We start from the raw sequence: 17,911 nt of genomic DNA on the forward strand, positions 1-17,911 counted from the left end.
TAAAGAAAGAAAATCTACCAGCGATAACGTAATTGCGGGGTCGGGGCCGGGGCTGGCGCTACGGCAGGAGCAGAACCGCCCGCCGCAGGCTGAGCCGGCGTCACGGGAACGGCAGCTACCGGTGCATCCGTCACCTCCTGTAACTTCGCCAGGGACAATTGCGCACGCAATTGATCGGTACTGCCGTTGACCCGATACAGGATCCGGTCACCGTCGACACTTTGCGGGCGCCCGGCAAAAGGCTCCAGCAAACGCCCAAGCACTGCATAGCGCTCAAGGTTCATGCCTTGCACTTCCAGCAACTGCTGCGACGACGCTCCCGGCTTGGCAACAAACCGCGGCGCCAGGCGCTCATTGACCGCCAACATCACTGCATCCGCCAAGGCCGCCTGATCAGCCCCCTGAACATTGCCCGCCTCCTTTTGATCGCCCAGCCACAAACGCCACTTGGCTTGCCACTGCCCCCCCTCTTCCCGGGCATGCACCGCGAGCAACGCATCGGCATTGTAACGTTCCGACGCCCCACGTAGCGGTGCCGGATCAGCGCTTTCCAGATTCGGCGCCGTGGCGACGATCTGCTCGTTCAGATCGGCAAGCGGTAACCGCAGCGGCAAACCGCGATGTTGCGCCGCCCTGCGTAAAGGTGCGGCGCTGGCCTGACCGTCGCCTACCAGGCTCGAGCCCTCTGCGGAATCGTTCAACCACCAACTGAGTATCGAGGGTCGATTGGCGCCCCACATTGCCAGCCCGGCGCGCCGCAGCGCCTGCTCGGTAGATGCCGGATCGAAATCGACTTTCAGCACTTCCGGTGGCCCGGCGTCGAAGCCGAACTGACTGATGATTTGCTGCGGATCCTTGCGAATCGCCGCCAGACCCGGACTTTGCACTGCCTTGGGATCGCCGGTCAGGCGCAACACCAGCGTATCCAGCGCGCGTTGGGTCGCCTGATCACGCTCCTCCGGCGCCTGGCCACTGACCGGCTCGCGCACTTGATAAAGGCCTTTGACGGTTTCGGCATGACTGACCAGACTGAACAATGACAAACAGCCTACAAACAAGAATTTACAAAAACGCATGGAAGATTCCTGACGACAAGAGCGGCTGGAACAGACCGCATGAAGACATCGAGCAAGGCTGTGACCATCGCCCGGCGCAAAACATTCACACGCTCTGGGTAAGTTTTCGCACTGTCATAACGATAGACGGTTAATGACGATACCTTGCACAGGTCAGCAGGATGCCATCAACCCGGAATAATTAAGGTTTTTTTAGGCGGATATGTCCCTGCCGTCGGCCTGAGGATGGCCGCTGCCCTTCAAGCCTGATAAAATCGCGCGCCTTCGCAGACCGGCAACAGCCGGGCACTTTCGAAATTCGCGTGAGGCAATCGCCTTCGTCGATTTCGGCGGCCCCGCTGGACTCGGTCGTTACCCCTGAATCCCCCCTAAAGGCCTGGATCATGAGCAAGCAACCCTCCCTGAGCTACAAGGACGCCGGTGTAGACATCGACGCCGGTGAAGCATTGGTCGAACGCATCAAGAGCGTCGCCAAGCGCACTGCGCGCCCGGAAGTCATGGGCGGCCTGGGCGGTTTCGGCGCCCTCTGCGAAATCCCGGCCGGCTACAAGCAGCCTGTGCTGGTTTCCGGTACTGACGGCGTCGGCACCAAGCTGCGCCTGGCATTGAACCTGAACAAACACGACAGCATCGGCATCGACCTCGTTGCCATGTGCGTCAACGACCTGGTGGTTTGCGGCGCCGAGCCGCTGTTCTTCCTCGACTACTACGCCACCGGCAAACTGAACGTCGACACCGCCGCTCAGGTCGTGACCGGCATCGGCGCTGGCTGCGAACTGTCGGGTTGCTCGCTGGTCGGCGGCGAAACCGCTGAAATGCCAGGCATGTACGAAGGCGAAGACTACGACCTGGCCGGTTTCTGCGTCGGCGTCGTGGAAAAGTCCGAAATCATCGACGGTTCCAAGGTCGCTGCCGGCGATGCCCTGCTCGCCCTGCCGTCCTCTGGCCCGCACTCCAACGGTTACTCACTGATCCGCAAGATCATCGAAGTCTCCGGTGCCGACATCGAAAACACCCAGCTCGACGGCAAACCGCTGACCGATCTGTTGATGGCCCCGACCCGCATCTACGTGAAGCCGCTGCTCAAGCTGATCAAGGAAACCGGCGCTGTCAAAGCCATGGCCCACATCACCGGTGGCGGCCTGCTGGACAACATCCCGCGTGTGCTGCCAAAAGGCGCCCAAGCAGTCGTTGACGTAGCGAGCTGGACCCGCCCGGCGGTGTTCGACTGGCTGCAAGAGAAAGGCAACGTCGACGAGAACGAAATGCACCGCGTGCTGAACTGCGGCGTGGGCATGGTCATCTGCGTGGCTCAAGAGCACGTGGAAACCGCCCTGAACGTTCTGCGTGAAGCCGGTGAGCAGCCTTGGGTCATCGGTCAGATCTCCACCGCTGCCGAAGGCGCGGCTCAGGTTGAACTGAAGAACCTTAAGGCGCACTGATGTCCGCCACCTGTGATGTCGTGGTGCTGCTCTCCGGCACCGGCAGTAACTTGCAGGCCTTGATCGACAGCACGCGGACCGGCGACAGCCCGGTCCGCATCGCTGCGGTGATTTCCAACCGCGCCGACGCCTACGGCCTGCAACGCGCCCGTGATGCGGGTATCGCCACCCGCTCACTGGATCACAAGGCTTTCGAAGGTCGCGAGGCCTTCGACGCCGCGCTGATCGAACTGATCGACGCCTTCAATCCCAAACTCGTGGTACTGGCCGGCTTCATGCGCATCCTCAGCGCTGGCTTTGTCCGTCATTACCAGGGTCGCCTGCTCAATATCCATCCCTCGCTGCTACCCAAATACAAAGGGTTACACACTCATCAGCGCGCGCTGGAGGCCGGTGACACCGAGCACGGCTGCTCCGTGCACTTTGTCACCGAGGAACTCGATGGCGGACCACTGGTCGTACAGGCAGTAATACCGGTAGAGTTGCACGACTCGCCGCAAAGTCTGGCGCAGCGAGTCCACGCTCAGGAACACCTGATCTACCCGATGGCCGTACGCTGGTTTGCCGAAGGCCGGTTATCACTCGGTGAGCAAGGTGCTTTACTGGATGGACAGTTACTCGCCGCCAGCGGCCACTTGATTCGAACCTAGGAGATTTTATGCGTCGCGCCCTGCTCTTCGCTTGCGCTCTGCTCGCCCTGCCATTCGCGCAGGCCGCAGACCTTCAACCCTTCTCCGCCAGCTACACCGCCGACTGGAAGCAGTTGCCCATGAGCGGCACCGCCGAACGCAGCCTGACCAAGGAAGCCAACGGCGTCTGGAAACTCAGCTTCAAGGCGTCAATGATGATCGCCAGCCTGTCCGAAGAAAGCACCCTGACGGTCGACAAGGACACCTTGCTGCCCCAGTCCTACCACTTCGAACGTGGTGGCCTGGGCAAAGCCAAAAAGGCTGACCTGGATTTCGACTGGGCCGCCAAAAAGGTCACCGGCACCGATCGTGGTGACGCAGTCAATATCCCGCTGAACCGCGGCATCTTCGACAAATCCACCTATCAACTGGCACTGCAACATGACGTGGCTGCCGGCAAAAAAAGCATGAGCTATCAGGTTGTCGATGATGGCGAAGTCGATACCTATGACTTCCGCGTGCTGGGCTCGGAAAAAGTCGACACCAAGGCTGGCCAGATCGAGGCGATCAAGGTCGAGCGCGTTCGCGACCCGACCCAAAGCAAGCGCATCACCGTGCTGTGGTTCGCCAAGGATTGGGACTATCTGCTGGTCCGTCTGCAACAGGTCGAAACCGACGGCAAGGAGTACAACATCATGCTCCTGGACGGCACCGTCAACGGCAAGGCTGTCAAGGGCAGCTGATCCGCAACGATACGAAGGAGCCCCGCAATCGCGGGGCTTTTTCATGCCCGGACAAAAAACCGGAACGTGTCACCGCAGGCATGCTCTATACCTTCAAGGTCTTTTTTGATCGAATGACTATTCCTGTCGCTAGCGAGGTTTTCCATGACTGTCACCGTCAACACCGTTTCCGCTGAAGGTCTTCGCCATACCGTACAGATCGATGACCACCAATTGTTTGCCGATGCCCCGGTTTCCGCGGGCGGCGAAGGCTCCGCACCGGAACCACACGATTACTTCGACGCGGCATTGGGCGCATGCAAGGCCCTGACCCTGAAGATGTACGCGAAGAAAAAGGACATACCGCTGACTGGCGTCGGTGTCGAGGTCAAGCGCGATAACAGCGAAGAACAGAAAGGCAAATACGCGCTGCACGTGAAGCTGACGCTCAAGGGCGTACTGACCGATGCACAGCGTGACGAGCTGCATCGCGTGGCTGACCGCTGCCCGATCCACAAGCTGATGACCACGTCCGAAGTCAGCATCGAAACCCACCTCTCGGAAGGTGCATTCAGCCAATAGCGGCAACGGCTGCGCAAGCGGGTTATGCTCGACGGCATTACCCGCTCAGTCTGGAACGCACCATGAACACTCCGCTCGTGATCCGCCCTCGCGCTGAAGATGTCGAAGGCCAGCCGATTCTTCGCCCGTTGCCGTCAGCCAAATGCCGCAGCGTCGGACCTTTCGTTTTTTTCGACCACATGCTCGAAACCGAGTATCCGGCAGGCAAAGGCATGAACATCCGACAGCATCCGCATATCGGCCTGTCGACCCTTACCTACTTGTTCGAGGGGCAGCTTCAGCACAAGGACAGCCTCGGTTCGGATCAAGTGGTCAACGCCGGCGATGTCAGCTGGATGACGGCCGGCAGCGCCATCGCTCACGTTGAACGCACGCCTGAGCCGCTGTGGGATCGGAGTTTCAAGCTGCACGGCTTGCAAATCTGGCTGGCCTCGCCCAAGGATCATGAACAAGGTCCAGGGCATTACAGCCATCACCCGGCAGCGACACTCCCGGTCAGCGATAACCTGGGGGTAAAGATCCGCATGATCGCCGGGTCAGGCTTCTGCCTTGAGTCACCGGTACCTGTTCTTTCTCCTACGCTCTACGCGGAATTGAACCTGCAAACGGCGACGACTTTGCTGATTCCAACCGAGCATGAAGAACGAGCGCTGTATGTGTTGAGCGGCGATGTGCACCTGGATGGCGAGCCGGTAGAACCGCATTCGCTAGTGGTCTTGCCGGCCGGGGAAGAGATGACACTGTTCGCCGAGAGCGATTGTCATGCAGTGCTGTTCGGTGGTGCGCCGCTGGATGGACCGCGACGGATCAACTGGAATTTCGTGGCGAGCGATCCGGCGGCCATCGACGAAGCGCGCCGGCGCTGGGCGGCCGGAGATTGGCCGACAGTGCCGGGGGAAGTTGAGCGAATCGAACTGCCAAAAGGACGAAGCGAACCCACTCCGCTGTGATGATCGCTCCCACGCTCTGCGTGGGAATGCAGCCCGGGACGCTCCGCGTCCCATCCAGAGCCGAACGCGGAGCGTCCGTTGAGGCATTCCTTTGCTGCGCGTGGGACCGATCGAATTACTGTCAGCCCTTGAACACTTCATCCAGCAGGTTGTGCATCGAGGTGAACGCCCTGGCGGCGACCTTGGCGTCGTACATCATCATGCCCGGCACATTCGCATGCGGATCGGTGAACGAATGGAATGCGCCGCCGTAGCTCAGCAGCTGCCAATCCACGCCCGCCGCATTCATTTCATCTTCGAACGCCGGCAGTTGCTCTTTCGGTACCAATGGATCGGACGCGCCGTGCAGCACCAATACCGAGCCCTTGATGTTTTTTGCATCGTTGACGTCCGGGGTATCGAGCGTACCGTGGAACGACACCGCCGCCTTCACCGGAGCACCGGTGCGAGCGAATTCCAGCGCACAGCAACCGCCAAAGCAGAAACCGAACGTGGCCAGCTTCGAGGTATCGACAGCGGCCTCACCCTGGCTTTGCAACTGCTCGAACGCCACTTGCATGCGTTTGCGCAGCAAGGGGCGGTCATTCTTCAACGGCGTCATTGCCGCGCCCGCCTCATCGTTGTTCTGCGGACGCACCGATTGCCCGTATAGATCCGCGATCAGCACCACATAACCCTTGGCCGCAACCGACTTGGCGATCTCCTCGGCGCCGGCACCAACACCCATCCAGTTCGGCGCCATCAACAAACCCGGACGCGGGCCTTGGTGGCCGGCATCAAAGGCCAGACGGCTTTCGTAGGCCTGGCCGTCAATCTGATAGGCAACGGAACGTACAGTGATTTGGCTCATTTCTGACTCCTGACTCATAAACACCAGAATGAAAAAACCCGCCGAAGCGGGTTTTTCTACAACCTGATTAAGCCGACAGCTCAACCAATAGCTTGTTCAGTCGACGTACGTAGGCCGCCGGATCTTTCAAGCTGTCGCCGGCCGCCAGGGCCGCCTGATCGAAGAGGATGTGCGACAGGTCGCCGAAGCGCTCGTCGCTCTGCTCATTGTCGAGCTTCTCGATCAGCGGGTGAGCCGGGTTGAATTCGAAGATCGGCTTCGAATCCGGAACCTTCTGCCCGCTGGCTTCGAGGATCTGGCGCATTTGCAGGCCGAGATCCTGCTCGCCAATGGCCAGGATCGCCGGGGAATCGGTCAGACGATGGGAAACCCGAACTTCGGCTACGGACTCGCCCAGCGCCGTCTTCAGACGCTCAACCAGACCTTCTTTGGACTTGGCGACTTCTTCAGCGGCCTTCTTGTCCTCTTCCGAGTCCAGGTTGCCGAGGTCCAGGTCACCGCGTGCCACGTCGACAAAGCTCTTGCCGTCGAAATCGTTGAGGTAGCTCATCAGCCACTCGTCGATGCGGTCGGTCAGCAGCAGCACTTCGATGCCCTTCTTGCGGAAGACTTCAAGGTGCGGGCTGTTTTTGACTTGTGCGTAGGTTTCGCCAGTCAGGTAGTAAATCTTGTCCTGACCTTCCTTGGCACGCGCCAGGTAATCGGCCAGGCCAACAACCTGCTCGCCATCGTCGCCATGGGTCGATGCGAAACGCAACAGGCCGGCGATCTTTTCCTTGTTGGCGAAATCTTCTGCCGGGCCTTCTTTCATGACCTGGCCGAAGTTCTTCCAGAAGCCCTTGTATTGCTCAGGCTCGTTTTTCGCCAGTTTTTCCAGCATGTCGAGCACGCGCTTGGTCAGCGCCGACTTCATGGAGTCGATGATCGGGTCTTTCTGCAGGATTTCCCGCGACACGTTCAACGACAGGTCGTTGGAGTCGACCACACCTTTGATGAAGCGCAGGTACAGCGGCAGGAACGATTCGGCCTGGTCCATGACGAACACACGCTGTACGTACAACTTCAGGCCTTTCGGCGCTTCACGCTGGTACAGATCGAACGGAGCACGGGCTGGCACGTACAGCAACGAACTGTATTCCAGCTTGCCTTCGACTTTGTTGTGGCTCCAGCTCAGCGGGTTTTCGAAGTCGTGAGCGATGTGCTTGTAGAACTCCTGGTATTCCTCGTCCTTGATTTCGGTACGCGGACGAGTCCAGAGCGCGCTGGCGCGGTTGACGGTTTCCCATTCAACGGCTGGCTTCTCTTCGCCTTCAGCGGCCGCCACTTCTTTGGGCAGCTCGATTGGCAAGGCGATGTGGTCGGAGTACTTCTTGATGATGTTACGCAGACGCCAGCCATCGGCGAATTCGTCTTCGCCCGATTTCAGGTGCAGAACGATGCGGGTGCCGCGCTCGGCTTTGTCGATGGTTGCAACTTCGAAATCGCCTTCGCCCTTGGATGACCAGTGCACGCCTTCGCTGGCGGCGGTGCCGGCACGACGGCTGTACACGTCGACTTTGTCAGCGACGATGAATGCGGAGTAGAAACCGACACCGAATTGGCCGATCAGGTGCGAATCTTTCTTCTGGTCGCCGGTCAGGTGCTTCATGAAGTCGGCAGTGCCGGATTTGGCGATGGTGCCCAGATGGGTGATCGCATCTTCGCGGCTCATGCCGATACCGTTGTCTTCGAGGGTGACGGTTTTAGCGTCCTTGTCGAAGCTCACACGGATTTTCAGTTCGGCGCCGCCTTCCAGCAGGTCTGGCTTGGACAGCGCTTCGAAACGTAATTTGTCTACAGCGTCAGAGGCGTTCGAGATCAGTTCGCGAAGGAAGATTTCCTTGTTGGAATACAGCGAATGGATCATGAGGTGCAGCAGTTGCTTCACCTCGGTCTGGAAGCCCAGGGTTTCCTTTTGAGTTTCCACACTCATGGTCATCAAACTCCAATCAGATGGCATTGGCCGCGACCTTGAGCGGTCGGCGGCGGGTTGTCATCAGAGTTGGGGGCTCAGTTCAGGATTTCAAGGGCTCCTCGAGTTTGAAATGCGCCCGGGCTGTGGCGATGGGCTCGCCTTCGGTGGTTTGCCAGGCGGTAATCGCCACATTGGCCACCCGCCGCCCCTGACGGCAGACCTGGCACCTGGCCCAGGTATCACGGAATTGCCCGGCGCGCAGGTAATCGAGGGAAAAATCGATAATCTTCGGCACCCCCGGCGATCCGGTGGCAATCAGTAGATGCAGCGCCGCGGACAGTTCCATGAAACCGGCGATCACGCCGCCATGGATCGCAGGCAATAAAGGGTTACCAATGTTGTCCTTGTTGGCCGGCAGGCGGAACAGCAAGTCATCGCCCACCCGCGAACATTCGACACCGATCAGCCCGGCATAGGGAATCAATTGCAGCAGCGAGCTGTACTCGCCCTTCTCATGGGCCGCCTGCAGTCGTTCTTGAAAATCGCTCATTTCCTGACTCCGGCGATGGCGCCACCAAAACCCTTGGTGCCCTTGATGTTCTTGCCCATGCGCATGAACGTGCCCACGACATGGGCAATTGGTTGTTCAGGATCGTCCTGATAGGCAAAGCCGCGGGCGAAAATCACGTCGGTGGTGACCCGGTAACACTGGGCGAAGCCGTAGACATCTTTATGCGGCTCGGCGGCATGCATGTAATCGATGCGCAGATCGAGGGTCGGACAGACTTCGAACTCGGGCAGCACACAGAGTGTGGACATACCGCATGCGGTGTCCATCAGCGATGTCAGTGCGCCGCCGTGAATGACGCCTGTCTGTGGGTTTCCAACGATTTGCGGACTGTAAGGCAGTACCACCGTAAGCCCCTCGGTACTCGCGCTGTGAACCCGCAAACCGAGTACCTGACAATGTCGAAGCGCCGACAGAAATCGCGTCGCACGCTCAAAAACGGGGTTTTCGGCCATTTGATAAATACTCTTGTTTAACATTCGGACAGTGCAGTAACAGTCCGGGTAAAAGTTCCGTTTTAGAACAAACTTATATATCTGAACAAAGTGAGGAACTTAACCCTGACGGCTGGGCTCTTAAGGCCAGATAGATATTTTCCATAAGGAGAAACACCCCATGCGTAAGACTTTAGCTATTGCCTTGATGTTGACCGCTTCCCTCGGTCTCGCTGCCTGCGATAAAAAATCCGAGGACAAAGCTCAAGATGCAGCCAAACATGCTGAGCAAGCTCAGCAAGACATGAACAAAGCTCAGGATAAAGTGAACGACGCGGCGAAAGAAAACGCCGAAGCCGCCAAAGATCAGGCTGAATCGAACGCAGAAGCTGCTAAAGAAGCAGCGCCTAAAAACTAAACCGGTTTTTAGCGTCGAAAAAGAAAACCCGCCAAGTGCGGGTTTTCTTTTGCCTGATTTTTTTGCAATGTCAGCGCTAAAGCAAAATCGTGCGAAAAGTCGGACTAATCATCAACAACAACGAGCAGATTAATCCCACTAGCCAAACCAGACTGCGCTGCCACGCCAGATCCTTCCAGTAACACACCAAATAGAGAACTCGCGAGATCACGAAAATGATCGCCAACAAGTCGATGAGCCAGCCCGCTGTCTGCGTGGTATGCGCCATCAGCACACCAACCGCGAACAATATGAACGCCTCAAAACTGTTCTGATGTGCCGCTACCGCACGAGCCCCCAACCCCGTGAGTTGCGCTTGCTGTTGGCGCGGCAAGTGGTTGTCATAGCCGCCCTGCTCTTTCATGGCCGTGGTCACGGGCATCCGCGCCACATAAATCAGTACGGCACTGATAAACACACACCAGAATGGAATACTCATCAAGCAGCCTCTTTATTCACCTCGGGCATTGGTGCCTCTGTAGGGGTATAGACCATCACGTCGAGAACGTCGGAGTGGAACTCGCGGCGATACAACACGAACACCACACCGGCACTCATCAGCATGAACAACCACGGGCTGACGAACCAGGCGAGCATGGTCATGCCGAAGTAGTAGGAGCGCAGACCGAAGTTGAACTGGTTGGCGGCCATTGAGATGACGCGCGCCGCGCGAGCGGCAAAGGCCTTGCGCTCCTGTTCGGACACATGGCGCTCACCGACCATGGGGGCCGAGCCGACCAGAATGGCTGCGAAGTTGTACTGACGCATGCACCAGCTAAAGGTAAAGAATGCATAGACAAACACCAGCGCCAGACACAGCAACTTGATCTCCGACATGCCCTGGGAGGCCTGTTGCACCATCGGGATATCTGCCAACAGCGAGACCGCTCGCTCCGATGCGCCGAGCACGGTGAGAATACCCGCCAGGATAATCAACGTGCTGGAGGCGAAGAACGAGGCGTTGCGCTCCAGATTGCCGATCACGCTGGCGTCGGCGATGCGGTTGTCGCGCAGCAGCATGCGGCGCATCCAGTCTTCGCGATAGAGGTGCAGAACGCTGGCCAGGCACGCCGTGTCACGGCCCTTCCAGGTGGCATAACGTGTGTAACCGCCCCAGCAGATGACAAACCAAATGGCGGCAAGAATGTGGATCAGGTTGGCGTGAATGAAGGACATGCAATTCCCTGTGAGACGGTGGCGACGGTGAAACCTGTAAGAGCGAGGCTTGCCCGCGAAAGCGATAGAACAATCAACCGATACATCGACTGACATACCGCATTCGCAGGCAAGCCTCGCTCCTGCACAGGTAGTGCTTCGACGTTAGCTCAGGGAAAAAGACACTGCCTCAAACCCATAAAAAATGCCCCGTATCGATTGATACGGGGCATTTCTGTTTCTGCCTGTCAGCCCGCTTGTGACGGGTCGGCAATGCTTACGCCAGCGCTTCTTCGCGCTTGCCCAACAGACGGTCGCAAACCACGGCGACCACCAGGGTCATCACCGACGGCACCAGCCAGGCCAGTCCCTGCTCGCTCAGTGGCAGATGCGCCATTTGACTCGGCATCCAGTCCGCCAGACCAGCACCCTTGAGGGCGTCAATCATGCCGAAGATGAACGACACCAGCATGACCGGGCCGAGGATGCGACCCTGCTCATGCCAGAAATCCTTGCAGAAGCTCAACGCCACCAGAACGATGCACGGCGGGTAGATCGCGGTGAGTACCGGGATCGAGAACGCAATCAGCTTGGTCAGGCCCAGGTTGGACACCAGCAGCGAGAAGGCGGCAAGAATGATCACCAGCGTCTTGTAGGACAGCGGCACCACACGACTGAAGTACTCGGCGCAGGCACAGGTCAGACCGACCGCCGTCACCAGGCACGCCAGGGAGATCAACACTGCAAGGAAGCCACTGCCCAACGAACCGAACGTGTGCTGCACGTAGGCGTGCAATACCGCCGCGCCATTGGTCGCGCCGGCGGCTACTTCGTGGCTACCCGAACCGAGGCGGAACAGGCTGACGTAAACCAGTGCCAGACCTACACCGGCAATCAGCCCGGCGATGATCGCGTAACGAGTGATCAGCGCTGGCGATTCGACACCGCGGGAGCGGATCGCGTTGACGATGACGATACCGAATACCAGGGCACCCAAGGTATCCATGGTCAGGTAACCATTGATGAAGCCTTGGGAGAACGGTGCTGCAACGTATTCAGGGGTTGCGTGACCGATGTCACCGGCTGGCAAGGCGAACGCGGCAATGCCCAGCACGGCCAGGGCGATGATTTTCAGCGGCGCAAGGAAGCGCCCAACAGTGTCGAGCAAACGTCCCGGATACAGCGAGATGAAGAACACCAGCAGGAAGTACACCGAGCTATAGAGGAACAGCGCCAACGGACTCTCACCGGTCAATGGCGCCAGGCCCACTTCGAAAGATACGGTGGCCGTACGCGGCGTCGCGAACAACGGACCGACCGCGAGGTAGCAAGCCGCTGCCAGCAGACCACCGGCGACTTTACCGATCGGGCTGCTCAGCGCGTCCATCGCGCCGCCCACCTTGGCCAGCGCCACAACCGTGATCACCGGCAGGCCGACCGCCGTGACCAGAAAGCCCAGCGCCGCCATCCAGACATGAGGTCCGGACTGCAAGCCGACGATAGGCGGGAAGATGATGTTGCCAGCCCCGACGAACAGGGCAAACGTCATAAAACCAAGTGCCAGGATGTCCTGGCCTTTCAACACTTTCATTAAGGAAATACCACACTACTGAATCGGAATTTAGAGATGGATTTCCCTATGGGTGAGGGAAATGCTGTCAGTCCGTATAAGACCGACCCTTTTAGCGCGTTGCTGCCTTGTGGGCCGCGGACGCAAAAATGGCGCGTAGCCTAACGAATTTGGCTGAAAAACGCACTGATAGAGGGCGAACATTCCGATACGCGACACTTCAATGTCGCGTTTACATATCTAAATTTCACAACCGATCTCTGTGGCGAGGGAGATTGCTCCCGCTCGGCTGCAAAGCAGACGCAAGAGGCAGGCAATAAGGTGGGTCTGGAACAATGATATTTGCAGGTTTAGGGGCCGCTTCGCGGCCCAGCGGGAGCAAGCTCCCTCGCCACAAAAGGCCTGCGAATATCTTTAATCCCGGAAACGACAAAGGCCACCCGAAGGTGGCCTTTGTTTGGTAAAGCGTCAGCTAAGCGCGAGGCTTACTTGACAGCCCAACCAGTCAGCTCGGCCAGGGCCTTGCCGATGTCTGCCAGCGAACGCACGGTTTTAACGCCTGCGTCTTGCAGCGCAGCGAATTTCTCGTCTGCAGTGCCTTTGCCGCCAGAGATGATTGCGCCAGCATGGCCCATGCGCTTGCCCGGAGGAGCAGTCACACCAGCGATGTAGGAAACAACCGGCTTGGTCACGTGTGCCTTGATGTAGGCAGCCGCTTCTTCTTCAGCCGAACCGCCGATCTCACCGATCATCACGATCGCTTCGGTCTTCGGGTCTTCCTGGAACAGCTTCAGGATGTCGATGAAGTTCGAACCCGGGATCGGGTCACCACCGATGCCGACGCAAGTCGACTGACCGAAACCGGCGTCAGTAGTCTGCTTCACAGCTTCGTAGGTCAGGGTGCCGGAACGCGAAACGATACCGACCTTGCCTGGCAAGTGAATGTGACCTGGCATGATGCCGATCTTGCATTCGCCTGGGGTGATCACGCCTGGGCAGTTAGGGCCGATCAGGACTACGCCCAGCTCGTCGCACTTAACTTTAGCGTCCAGCATGTCCAGGGTAGGAATGCCTTCGGTGATGCACACGATCAGCTTGATGCCGCCGAAGGCAGCTTCCAGGATCGAGTCTTTGCAGAAAGGAGCCGGAACGTAGATCACGCTGGCGGTGGCGCCAGTGGCAGCTACAGCGTCTTTCACGGTGTTGAACACTGGCAGACCCAGGTGCTCGGTGCCGCCTTTGCCTGGAGTTACACCACCAACCATCTTGGTGCCGTACTCGATGGCTTGCTGGGTGTGGAAACTACCTTGCGAACCGGTAATACCCTGGCAGATAACTTTGGTGTCTTTATTGATCAGGACGCTCATTATTTGCCCTCCGCAGCTTTGACAACTTGTTGAGCAGCGTCGGTCAGGCTGGTAGCAGCGATGATGTTCAAACCGCTTTCTGCCAGTACTTTAGCGCCCAGCTCAGCGTTGTTGCCTTCAAGGCGAACAACAACCGGGATTTTCACGCCGACTTCTTTCACTGCACCGATGATGCCTTCGGCAATCATGTCGCAACGAACGATGCCGCCGAAGATGTTGACCAGTACTGCAGCGACGTTAGTGTCGGACAGGATGATCTTGAACGCTTCGGTAACGCGTTCTTTGGTAGCACCGCCGCCCACGTCGAGGAAGTTGGCTGGCTTGCCGCCATGCAGGTTGACGATGTCCATGGTACCCATGGCCAGGCCAGCACCGTTGACCATGCAACCGATGTTGCCTTCCAGCGCTACGTAGTTCAGTTCGAACTTGGCAGCGTGCGCTTCGCGCGGATCGTCTTGCGACGGATCGTGGAAAGTCTTCAGCTTAGGCTGACGGTACATGGCGTTGGCGTCGATGTTGATCTTGGCGTCCAGGCAGTGCAGATCGCCGTCAGCCTTGATCACCAGCGGGTTCACTTCCAGCAGGGCCAGGTCGTGATCCTTGAACAGCTTGGCCAGACCTACGAAGATCTTGGCGAACTGAGCAACTTGCTTACCTTCCAGACCCAGCTGGAATGCCAGCTCGCGACCCTGGAATGGCTGAGCGCCAACCAGTGGATCGATAGTGGCTTTCAGAATTTTTTCTGGAGTGTCGTGAGCGATTTTCTCGATGTCCACGCCACCTTCGGTGGAAGCCATGAACACGATACGACGGCTCGAACGGTCAACGACAGCGCCCAGGTACAGCTCTTTAGCGATATCAGTGCACGATTCAACCAGGATCTTGGTGACTGGCTGACCATTGGCGTCAGTCTGGTAAGTCACCAGACGCTTGCCCAGCCACTGCTGTGCGAAGGCTTTGGCGTCTTCTTTGCTGCGAACCAGCTTTACGCCGCCCGCTTTACCGCGACCACCGGCGTGGACCTGGGCTTTGACAACCCACTCGCTGCCGCCGATTTTGTCGCAAGCTTCTGCTGCTGCTTCCGGGGTGTCTACCGCGTAACCGGTGGAAACTGGCAGGCCGTACTCAGCGAACAGCTGCTTACCCTGATACTCGTGAAGATTCATGCTTATTACCGTCTTCGTTAGGTACTGCGCATTCGGTGCTGCACTCATTCAAGTGCCGCACCACCTGTGACTGCTGCTTGCATAGCCTTCCGGATACCCGGTGCAGCTATGCAAGACTGCGTCCAGCGGATATTCCGCGGTGAGTCTTGCATGCAAGGCTCACGACGGGCCAAACCGCCGTGGTTTCTTATTATCTCTTAACGCTTCTTGCGGTTGGCGATGTGGATGGCGCCGCCATTCACTGCCAGAGCAGCTTCGTGCAAGGCTTCAGACAGGGTCGGATGGGAGAAAACCATCATGCCCAGGTCTTCAGCGCTGGTGCCGAACTCCATACCGATCGCGCCCTGCTGAACCAGTTCGGCAGCGCTAGGGCCAATCACGTGGACGCCCAGTACGCGGTCTGTCTTGGCATCGGCGATGACCTTGACGAAACCACCGGTATCGTTGGCAGCCATGGCACGGCCGGAGGCTGCGAACGGGAAGGTGCCGACGTTAACTTCAACGCCTTCAGCTTTCAAGGCCTGCTCGGTTTTACCGACCCACGCGATTTCCGGGTGAGTATAAATAACCGAAGGGATCAAATCATAGTTCATCTGGGCTTTGTGGCCCTTGATGCGCTCGACAACCATGATGCCTTCTTCGGACGCCTTGTGCGCCAGCATCATGCCGCGAACCACGTCACCGATGGCGTAAACGCCCGGTACAGTGGTAGCGCAATGATCATCAACGTGCACGAAACCGCGCTCGTCCAGGGTCACGCCGCAGTCGGCAGCCAGCAGATCAGTGGTCACCGGACGGCGACCAACGGCTACGATCAGCTTGTCGAAAGTGATGTTCTGTTCGCCGTTGGCATCGGTGTAGTTCACAACGACTTCGTCGCCGTTGACTTTCGAACCGGTCACGCGAGCGCCCAGCTTGATGTCCAGGCCCTGTTTGGTCAGGGTTTTCAGCGCTTCCTTGGAAACAGCGGTGTCGGCTGCCATCAGGAAAGTGTCCAGGGCTTCCAGGACAGTCACTTCTGCACCCAGACGCGACCAGACCGAACCCAGTTCCAGACCGATAACGCCGGCACCGATCACACCCAGACGCTTAGGTACGGATTGGAATTCCAGGGCGCCGGTGGAGTCGACGATCACATTCTGGTCAACCGGAGCTGGCGGAATGTCGATCGGGCGCGAACCTGGAGCCAGGATCACGTTCTCGGCTTCGATGATTTCTACCGAGCCATCAGGCTTGGTGACTTCGACTTTCTTGCCGGCCAGCAGCTTGCCGTGACCTTCAATGGAAGTCACACCGTTGGCTTTGAACAGGGTCGCAACGCCAGAGGTCAGGCCTTTGACGATGGTGGCCTTGCGGCCGACCATTGCTGGCACGTCCATGGTCACGCCAGCGTGATTGATACCGTGGATCGCGAAGCCTTCTTTGGCTTCCTTGTACTTCCACGAGCTATCCAGCAGGGCCTTGGATGGAATGCAGCCGACGTTCAGGCAGGTACCGCCCAGCGCGAGTTTGCCTTCCTTGTCGGTGTACTTCTCGATGCAGGCAGTGCTGAGGCCGAGTTGGGCGGCCTTGATGGCAGCCACATAGCCGCCAGGGCCAGCGCCGATCACTACTACGTCAAATTTCTGCGACATTCAAAAAATCCTCTTTAGCGAAAAGCTTCAAGCCGCAAGCTGCAAGCCAAGCTGCGGGTTTTCCGACAGCTCGAGCTTGCAGCTCATGGCTGCTTCTATCAGATATCCAGCAACAGACGAGCCGGATCTTCCAGCAGGTTCTTGATGGTCACCAGGAAGGTCACAGCTTCTTTGCCATCGATCAGACGGTGATCGTAGGACAGAGCCAGGTACATCATCGGACGGATAACGACCTGGCCGTTGATGGCCATTGGGCGCTGGATGATGTTGTGCATGCCCAGGATAGCGGCTTGTGGCGGGTTGACGATCGGAGTCGACATCATCGAACCGAAAGTACCACCGTTGGTGATGGTGAAAGTACCACCGGTCATTTCGTCCATCGACAGTTTGCCGTCACGGGCTTTCTTGCCGAAGGTGGCGATGCCGCCTTCGATTTCAGCCAGGCTCATCAGTTCGGCGTTGCGCAGAACCGGTACAACCAGGCCGCGATCGCTGGAAACTGCAACGCCGACGTCAGCGTAGCCGTGGTAAACGATGTCGCCGCCATCGATCGAAGCGTTGACAGCCGGGAAGCGTTTCAGCGCTTCGGTGGCCGCTTTCACGAAGAACGACATGAAGCCCAAACGCACGCCGTTATGGCTCTTCTCAAAGAGATCCTTGTACTTCGAACGCAACGCCATGACTTCGGTCATGTCGACTTCGTTGAAAGTGGTCAGCATCGCCATGTTCGACTGAGCTTCAACCAGACGCTTGGCCACGGTGGCACGAACGCGGGTCATCGGCACGCGCTTCTCGATGCGGTCGCCAGCGGCGAACACAGGAGCGGCAGCCGAAGGAGCAGCAGCCTTGGCAGGCGCGGCAGCCGGAGCGGCTTTCTTGGCAGCAACAGCTGCAACCACGTCTTCCTTGGTCACACGACCGCCTTTGCCAGTACCGGCAACGGAAGCGATGTTGATGCCGTTTTCTTCAGCCAGCTTGCGAGCAGCAGGAGCAGCGACTGGATCGTCTTCGCCTTCGGCAGCTGGAGCAGCGGCTTGTGCGGCGGCCGGAGCAGCAGCGGCAGCCGGGGCAGCAGCAGCGCCGCCCGCCTCGATGGAGCCCAGGACTTCGTCGGACAGAACGGTGTCGCCTTCGTTCTTGACGATAGCGCCCAGTACGCCGTCAGCAGTCGCCAACACTTCCAGCACAACCTTGTCGGTTTCGATGTCGACGATCAGGTCGTCACGCTTTACAGCGTCGCCCGGTTGTTTGTGCCAGGTGGCAACGGTGCCATCGGCAACCGATTCCGGGAAAGTGGGGGCTTTGATTTCGATAGCCATTATCTGTGGGTCCTTAAATTCGGTTTCAGGTGCGCG

General features: G+C 58.4%; 18 protein-coding genes. 6 read left to right on the forward strand and 12 right to left on the reverse strand.

Translation table 11 applies throughout. The features are described 5' to 3' along the window. Positions 1-14 precede the first annotated feature (14 nt). Complete coding sequence (locus D8U69_RS25975; RefSeq protein WP_056852947.1) at positions 15-1,076, reverse strand: DUF2066 domain-containing protein; 1,062 nt, start codon at positions 1,074-1,076, stop codon at positions 15-17. Between the two features lie 383 nt (positions 1,077-1,459). Here D8U69_RS25975 and purM point away from each other — a divergent pair, with 383 nt between their 5' ends. The 5 genes from purM to D8U69_RS26000 all read left to right on the forward strand — a co-directional run bounded on the left by purM (position 1,460) and on the right by D8U69_RS26000 (position 5,401). Further along, on the forward strand, positions 1,460-2,518 hold the full coding sequence (gene purM, locus D8U69_RS25980) for a phosphoribosylformylglycinamidine cyclo-ligase (RefSeq protein WP_034146362.1): 1,059 nt from the start codon (positions 1,460-1,462) through the stop codon (positions 2,516-2,518). Further along, complete coding sequence (gene purN, locus D8U69_RS25985) at positions 2,518-3,168, forward strand: phosphoribosylglycinamide formyltransferase (protein WP_056852948.1); 651 nt, start codon at positions 2,518-2,520, stop codon at positions 3,166-3,168. Before purM ends, purN begins: the two co-directional genes overlap by 1 nt. An 8-nt stretch (positions 3,169-3,176) precedes the next feature. Next, positions 3,177-3,890, forward strand: coding sequence for a DUF3108 domain-containing protein (locus D8U69_RS25990; RefSeq protein WP_056852949.1), 714 nt, complete (start codon positions 3,177-3,179; stop codon positions 3,888-3,890). A 144-nt stretch (positions 3,891-4,034) separates the two neighbouring features. Continuing rightward, the gene (locus tag D8U69_RS25995; RefSeq protein ID WP_056852950.1) at positions 4,035-4,451 is read left to right on the forward strand and encodes an OsmC family protein; all 417 of its coding nucleotides are present in this window, start codon (positions 4,035-4,037) and stop codon (positions 4,449-4,451) included. Positions 4,452-4,513: 62 nt separating this feature from the next. Further along, positions 4,514-5,401, forward strand: coding sequence for a pirin family protein (locus tag D8U69_RS26000; RefSeq protein WP_056852951.1), 888 nt, complete (start codon positions 4,514-4,516; stop codon positions 5,399-5,401). A gap of 121 nt (positions 5,402-5,522) precedes the next feature. Here the strand turns inward: D8U69_RS26000 and D8U69_RS26005 are convergent, their stop codons facing one another. The 4 genes from D8U69_RS26005 to D8U69_RS26020 form a co-directional block, all read right to left on the reverse strand. Further along, complete coding sequence (locus tag D8U69_RS26005; RefSeq protein ID WP_130905250.1) at positions 5,523-6,251, reverse strand: dienelactone hydrolase family protein; 729 nt, start codon at positions 6,249-6,251, stop codon at positions 5,523-5,525. Positions 6,252-6,318: 67 nt separating this feature from the next. Continuing rightward, the gene (gene htpG, locus D8U69_RS26010; RefSeq protein WP_056853163.1) at positions 6,319-8,223 is read right to left on the reverse strand and encodes a molecular chaperone HtpG; all 1,905 of its coding nucleotides are present in this window, start codon (positions 8,221-8,223) and stop codon (positions 6,319-6,321) included. A gap of 82 nt (positions 8,224-8,305) precedes the next feature. After that, positions 8,306-8,755, reverse strand: coding sequence for a PaaI family thioesterase (locus tag D8U69_RS26015; RefSeq protein WP_056852953.1), 450 nt, complete (start codon positions 8,753-8,755; stop codon positions 8,306-8,308). Continuing rightward, positions 8,752-9,228: a PaaI family thioesterase gene (locus tag D8U69_RS26020; RefSeq protein WP_056852954.1), complete on the reverse strand. Its 477-nt coding sequence runs from the start codon at positions 9,226-9,228 to the stop codon at positions 8,752-8,754. Before D8U69_RS26020 ends, D8U69_RS26015 begins: the two co-directional genes overlap by 4 nt. Positions 9,229-9,388: 160 nt before the next feature. On the opposite strand from D8U69_RS26020, the gene D8U69_RS26025 reads away from it, so the two are divergent. After that, complete coding sequence (locus D8U69_RS26025) at positions 9,389-9,625, forward strand: hypothetical protein (RefSeq protein WP_056852955.1); 237 nt, start codon at positions 9,389-9,391, stop codon at positions 9,623-9,625. Between the two features lie 76 nt (positions 9,626-9,701). On the opposite strand, the gene D8U69_RS26030 is transcribed toward D8U69_RS26025, so the two are convergent. The 7 genes from D8U69_RS26030 to odhB all read right to left on the reverse strand — a co-directional run bounded on the left by D8U69_RS26030 (position 9,702) and on the right by odhB (position 17,875). Continuing rightward, positions 9,702-10,103: an MAPEG family protein gene (locus tag D8U69_RS26030; protein WP_056852956.1), complete on the reverse strand. Its 402-nt coding sequence runs from the start codon at positions 10,101-10,103 to the stop codon at positions 9,702-9,704. Beyond that, on the reverse strand, positions 10,103-10,840 hold the full coding sequence (locus D8U69_RS26035) for a DUF599 family protein (protein WP_056852957.1): 738 nt from the start codon (positions 10,838-10,840) through the stop codon (positions 10,103-10,105). Before D8U69_RS26035 ends, D8U69_RS26030 begins: the two co-directional genes overlap by 1 nt. A gap of 256 nt (positions 10,841-11,096) precedes the next feature. Beyond that, positions 11,097-12,410 (reverse strand): branched-chain amino acid transport system II carrier protein, encoded by a 1,314-nt coding sequence (gene brnQ, locus D8U69_RS26040; RefSeq protein ID WP_056852958.1) that lies wholly within the window; start codon positions 12,408-12,410, stop codon positions 11,097-11,099. A gap of 464 nt (positions 12,411-12,874) precedes the next feature. Further along, positions 12,875-13,756: a succinate--CoA ligase subunit alpha gene (sucD, locus tag D8U69_RS26050; protein ID WP_007919877.1), complete on the reverse strand. Its 882-nt coding sequence runs from the start codon at positions 13,754-13,756 to the stop codon at positions 12,875-12,877. Next, positions 13,756-14,922 (reverse strand): ADP-forming succinate--CoA ligase subunit beta, encoded by a 1,167-nt coding sequence (gene sucC, locus D8U69_RS26055; RefSeq protein ID WP_007919879.1) that lies wholly within the window; start codon positions 14,920-14,922, stop codon positions 13,756-13,758. Before sucC ends, sucD begins: the two co-directional genes overlap by 1 nt. A 197-nt stretch (positions 14,923-15,119) precedes the next feature. After that, positions 15,120-16,556, reverse strand: a complete 1,437-nt coding sequence (lpdA, locus tag D8U69_RS26060; RefSeq protein WP_130905248.1) for a dihydrolipoyl dehydrogenase — start codon at positions 16,554-16,556, stop codon at positions 15,120-15,122. 98 nt (positions 16,557-16,654) lie between these two features. Continuing rightward, the gene (odhB, locus tag D8U69_RS26065; RefSeq protein WP_056852960.1) at positions 16,655-17,875 is read right to left on the reverse strand and encodes a 2-oxoglutarate dehydrogenase complex dihydrolipoyllysine-residue succinyltransferase; all 1,221 of its coding nucleotides are present in this window, start codon (positions 17,873-17,875) and stop codon (positions 16,655-16,657) included. Positions 17,876-17,911 lie beyond the last annotated feature (36 nt).

The organism is Pseudomonas sp. Sample_16 (assembly GCF_004307665.1).
GTDB lineage: Bacteria > Pseudomonadota > Gammaproteobacteria > Pseudomonadales > Pseudomonadaceae > Aquipseudomonas.

Bases quoted from the DNA above. Each gene is read 5' to 3' on its own strand.
- D8U69_RS26030 (WP_056852956.1), bottom strand. From the start codon at position 10,103: ATGAGTATTCCATTCTGGTGTGTGTTTATCAGTGCCGTACTGATTTAT.
- D8U69_RS26035 (WP_056852957.1), bottom strand. From the start codon at position 10,840: ATGTCCTTCATTCACGCCAACCTGATCCACATTCTTGCCGCCATTTGG.
- D8U69_RS25975 (WP_056852947.1), bottom strand. From the start codon at position 1,076: ATGCGTTTTTGTAAATTCTTGTTTGTAGGCTGTTTGTCATTGTTCAGT.
- D8U69_RS26015 (WP_056852953.1), bottom strand. From the start codon at position 8,755: ATGAGCGATTTTCAAGAACGACTGCAGGCGGCCCATGAGAAGGGCGAG.
- sucD (WP_007919877.1), bottom strand. From the start codon at position 13,756: ATGAGCGTCCTGATCAATAAAGACACCAAAGTTATCTGCCAGGGTATT.
- D8U69_RS26025 (WP_056852955.1), top strand. From the start codon at position 9,389: ATGCGTAAGACTTTAGCTATTGCCTTGATGTTGACCGCTTCCCTCGGT.
- D8U69_RS25995 (WP_056852950.1), top strand. From the start codon at position 4,035: ATGACTGTCACCGTCAACACCGTTTCCGCTGAAGGTCTTCGCCATACC.
- D8U69_RS26020 (WP_056852954.1), bottom strand. From the start codon at position 9,228: ATGGCCGAAAACCCCGTTTTTGAGCGTGCGACGCGATTTCTGTCGGCG.
- purM (WP_034146362.1), top strand. From the start codon at position 1,460: ATGAGCAAGCAACCCTCCCTGAGCTACAAGGACGCCGGTGTAGACATC.
- D8U69_RS26000 (WP_056852951.1), top strand. From the start codon at position 4,514: ATGAACACTCCGCTCGTGATCCGCCCTCGCGCTGAAGATGTCGAAGGC.
- brnQ (WP_056852958.1), bottom strand. From the start codon at position 12,410: ATGAAAGTGTTGAAAGGCCAGGACATCCTGGCACTTGGTTTTATGACG.
- odhB (WP_056852960.1), bottom strand. From the start codon at position 17,875: ATGGCTATCGAAATCAAAGCCCCCACTTTCCCGGAATCGGTTGCCGAT.
- D8U69_RS26005 (WP_130905250.1), bottom strand. From the start codon at position 6,251: ATGAGCCAAATCACTGTACGTTCCGTTGCCTATCAGATTGACGGCCAG.
- htpG (WP_056853163.1), bottom strand. From the start codon at position 8,223: ATGAGTGTGGAAACTCAAAAGGAAACCCTGGGCTTCCAGACCGAGGTG.
- purN (WP_056852948.1), top strand. From the start codon at position 2,518: ATGTCCGCCACCTGTGATGTCGTGGTGCTGCTCTCCGGCACCGGCAGT.
- lpdA (WP_130905248.1), bottom strand. From the start codon at position 16,556: ATGTCGCAGAAATTTGACGTAGTAGTGATCGGCGCTGGCCCTGGCGGC.
- D8U69_RS25990 (WP_056852949.1), top strand. From the start codon at position 3,177: ATGCGTCGCGCCCTGCTCTTCGCTTGCGCTCTGCTCGCCCTGCCATTC.
- sucC (WP_007919879.1), bottom strand. From the start codon at position 14,922: ATGAATCTTCACGAGTATCAGGGTAAGCAGCTGTTCGCTGAGTACGGC.